Raw genomic sequence first — 3,984 nt, 5'->3', positions numbered from 1 at the left:
GCTCACTGCAGTTTCCGTTGCTTGCCTCACGCTTTACGACATGGCGAAAGCTGTCGATCGCAGCATGACGATCAGCGATATTCGGCTCACGGAAAAATCCGGCGGTGCATCCGGCGATTACAAGGCGGAGTGACGGATGGGGAAGCAGCCTCTTCTTCCTGTTTCAGAGGCGCGGTCGCGCATTCTCGCCTCGCTGCATCCCACGCCGATTGAAACCGTTCCCCTTTCACAAGCCCTTGGCCGCATTCTTGCTGAAGAGGTAGTCGCGCGGCGGACACAGCCGCCCGCCGATCTTTCGGCGATGGATGGCTATGCGGTGAAGGCAGCTGATGTGGTAACCGTTCCTGTGCGGCTCAGGATTGTCGGCGAAGTGCCCGCAGGCGGTGCCTATGGCGAGGAACTGAAAGCGGGTGAGGCGGTGCGCATCTTCACTGGCGCGCCCTTGCCGCGCGGTGCGGACAGCATCGTCATTCAGGAAGACACCGAGCGCGATGGCGATATCGTCACCGTGAAGGAGAGCGTGGCACGCGGCCATTATGTGCGGCCCATGGGGCTTGATTTCCGCAGCGGTGATCCGGGTCTCCTCGCCGGACGAAAACTTTCTCCCGCCGACATTGCCTTTGCAGCGGCGATGAACCAACCGCTTCTTTCAGTGCACAAGCGGCCCGTGATTGCCTTCTTCTCGACCGGCGACGAGCTTGTGCCGCCCGGTGCAGAGCCCGGCCCGAGCCAGATCATCTCCGCCAATAATGACGGCCTTGCCGCACTCATTCTCGAGGCTGGTGGTGAGCCGCTTGATCTCGGTATCGTACCCGACAGGATTGAGGCCATTCGCAGGGCCGCCGACCGCGCCCGCAGCGCCGACATGCTGGTTACGCTCGGCGGCGCTTCTGTCGGTGAGCATGATCTGGTGCGCGAGGCGCTCGCGCCTTCGGGCCTCGATATCGATTTCTGGAAGATTGCGATGCGCCCCGGCAAGCCGCTGATGTATGGGCGGTTTGGTGATCTGCCCCTGCTCGGCCTGCCGGGAAATCCTGTATCTGCGCTGGTCTGCGCAACGCTTTTCCTGAAGCCCGCCATTGCCCGCCTTCAGGGCGGTGAGACGGCGCAGGCACTCACCCTCGCCCGACTCGGCGCCGCACTTCCCGCCAATGGCATCCGCGAGGACTACATCCGCGCTGCCCTCAACCATGTGCCAGGGGAGCTTCCTCTCGCCACGCCCGACGCGATTCAGGAGAGTTCCATGCTCTCCGTGCTTTCTCGCGCGGGCTGTCTCGTGGTGCGCGCGCCGCAAGCCGCGCCCGCCCAAGCCGGTGATATTGTTACGATTTTGCCCCTTCGCGCCTGACTTATCCACAATTGCGCTTGACAGGTTTCCGAGAACCAAACTAGAACAAGACAGAGCGTTTTTGTTTTGTTCCGAAGGTCGTTTCCGGCCTTCAGAGGGCATGAGGGGCTGGAATCGATGCTGACGCGCAAGCAACACGAACTGCTGATGTTCATTCATGAGCGGATCAAGGAGGGCGGCGTCTCCCCGAGCTTCGATGAAATGAAGGAAGCGCTCGACCTTCGCTCGAAATCGGGCATCCACCGTCTCATCACCGCTCTTGAGGAACGCGGCTTCATTCGCCGCCTGCCTCATCGCGCCCGCGCCCTTGAAATCATCCGCCTCCCGGACGCTGCCTCGCCGAGCCTTGCCGTTTCGCGCGGCCGGGGCTTCTCGCCCAGCGTCATTGAAGGCGGTGCCCAGAAGACATCAACATCGAGCCGCGATCTCGTCCCCGCGCGCGACAGCGGCGATTCCATGAGCATTTCCGTCATGGGCCGGATTGCCGCCGGCACACCCATCGAGGCGTTGCAGGAGGAAAGCCATCAGGTCAGCGTGCCGCTCAGCCTTCTCGGTTCCGGCGAACATTACGCGCTTGAGGTGAAGGGCGATTCGATGATCGAGGCCGGCATTCTTGATGGCGACACGGTTCTCATTCAGCGCTGCGACACGGCCAATAGCGGTGACATTGTTGTCGCGCTGGTTGACGGATATGAAGCGACGCTAAAGCGCCTCCGCCGCAAGGGGGATTCCATCGCGCTTGAAGCGGCGAACCCGGCCTATGAGACGCGCATCTTCGGTCCTGACCGTGTGAAGGTTCAGGGCAAGCTGGTCGGCCTGCTCCGTCGCTACTGACCTCACCGTGTTCTTTGCACCCAGGGGCGGTCACCGCGCATGTCGCGCGCGGTGAGGATGTCAAATCCGCCATCTGCGTTGAACCGGATCATCGTCGCGCCGTTTCTCCAGAAGAAGAAATAGTCGAGAAGAAGCTCCGCGCCGCATTCCTCCTGCATGTGGCGGGATACGGGCACGCGGGAAATCACGATATCGGCCTTCCCACAATCATCCGCCACCGCATCAACCGAATAGGCAAAGGCGATCGCGGGCCGTCCCGGTACCGCATGGATGCAGCCGCTTCTGTCGCATTTCATATCGGGTGATCTGACAGCGGTGCGGAGTCGGCGGTCATCTGCATCATGCCGCAGCCATTGCTCCGCCGTGTACCGAGGTGTGGCGGAAGTCAGCACAAGTTTTCCGTCTGCACCTCGTGCAGCAAAGAGTGCCGCATCGCGGTCCACCCAAATGTCAGCTTTGGGCGCGCTTCCCCAGAGAAGCAGCCCCGCCGCAATCGGCAAAAGCCCTGCAAGCCGCCATCTCTCACGCCAGAGCGAAAGCCACAACCCGCCGAGCACGGTGAGCACCAACGCGGTAAAAGGCGCATCGGCAAGCAGCCTGTCGGCACCACCCCAGCTTGCCACTTCGTGCGAAACAACAAGCATCGCATCGACGCCTTTCCCCATCAGCCAGAGCGCGGGCGCATCAAGACCGAAAGGCATGAGGATCAGCGCAAGCAGCGCCATGGGCATGACAATGACGCCGACAATCGGCATGGCGCCCATATTGCCCGCAAGCCCGTAAAGGGCGACACGGTTGAAGTGGAAGGCCGCGATGGTGCCCGTCGCCGCCCCTGCAACGAGGCTCGTCACCGCAATGCCGAGCACATAAAGCAGCGCCCTTTGCATCAACGATACACCGCCAAATCCTTGCGGATTCTGCATCCAGCGTCGCGCAAGGCTGCTCTCATAAAAGGCCGTCAGCGCAATCACCGCAGCAAAGGACATCTGGAAGCTCGCACCGATCAGGCTTTCAGGTCGCCATAGCAGGATGAGAATGGCCGCCAGCATTACATTCCGCAGGCTGATTGCCGGACGATCCATGAGGACGGCGATGAAGGCCAGCGAGATCATGATCCAGGCGCGCTGCGTTGCGATCTCTGCACCTGAAATGGCGAGGTAGAAAGTGCCGCCAAGGATGGCGAGGCCCGCCGCCCATTTCTTGATCGGATAGCGCAGCGCAAGGTTCGGGATCAGCGCAAGGCAGAGGCGCGCCACCCAGAAGAGTGAGCCCGCAAAGAGCACCATGTGCAGGCCGGAAATCGAAAGCACATGATAAATGCCGGATGCTCTCAGCTCTTCCGACACCTCATCCGGGATGCTCGCCCGCTCCCCGTTTATGAGCGCGGCGGCAACCGCGCCGCTCGTCCCGCCGATCACCCCGCGCACCCTGTCGCCAATCGCCATGCGGAGCGAGGCGAGCCATGTTGAGGTGGTTTCCGGCGCTTCAATTTCGCGGGGCACGGTATAGGCAAAACCCACCGCGCCGATTCCCTCAAACCAGGCCTGCCGCGCGAAGTCGAAACCATGCGGCAGGACAGGCTCGGGCGGTGGCATCAACCGGGCACGCAAACCCACCACGGCACCTGGCCGCAGCGCGGAGTTCTTCACGCGAATATTGAGCCGCACCTTTTGCGGCATCTTTCCGGGCGGCAGTCCGGCGAAGGAATGAAGCTCGATGATTGCTCTGAATGCGCCTCCCTCATCCTTCTCGGCGCTCAGGACAGTGCCGGTCAGCTCGCCTGCCATTGCCCGTTCCAGAAC

4 protein-coding genes are annotated in these 3,984 nt (G+C 62.0%); 3 read left to right on the top strand and 1 reads right to left on the bottom strand.

From position 1 onward, the window contains the following. The 3 genes from WBF74_RS03700 to lexA form a co-directional block, all read left to right on the top strand. A partial coding sequence (locus WBF74_RS03700) for a cyclic pyranopterin monophosphate synthase MoaC (RefSeq protein ID WP_424435345.1) occupies window positions 1–133 on the top strand: 133 nt, incomplete at its 5' end. A gap of 3 nt (window positions 134–136) precedes the next feature. Beyond that, on the top strand, window positions 137–1,348 hold the full coding sequence (gene glp, locus WBF74_RS03695) for a gephyrin-like molybdotransferase Glp (protein WP_424435342.1): 1,212 nt from the start codon (window positions 137–139) through the stop codon (window positions 1,346–1,348). Between the two features lie 117 nt (window positions 1,349–1,465). Further along, window positions 1,466–2,182, top strand: a complete 717-nt coding sequence (gene lexA, locus WBF74_RS03690) for a transcriptional repressor LexA (protein ID WP_424435339.1) — start codon at window positions 1,466–1,468, stop codon at window positions 2,180–2,182. Window positions 2,183–2,184: 2 nt separating this feature from the next. On the opposite strand, the gene WBF74_RS03685 is transcribed toward lexA, so the two are convergent. Further along, a partial coding sequence (locus WBF74_RS03685) for a ComEC/Rec2 family competence protein (protein ID WP_424435336.1) occupies window positions 2,185–3,984 on the bottom strand: 1,800 nt, incomplete at its 5' end.

Origin of the sequence: Parvibaculum sp. (assembly GCF_049672805.1) — a bacterium.
Classification (GTDB): domain Bacteria; phylum Pseudomonadota; class Alphaproteobacteria; order Parvibaculales; family Parvibaculaceae; genus Parvibaculum.
Note: the sequence above shows the minus strand (reverse complement) of the source record. Positions and strands in the feature narration are given on the sequence as shown.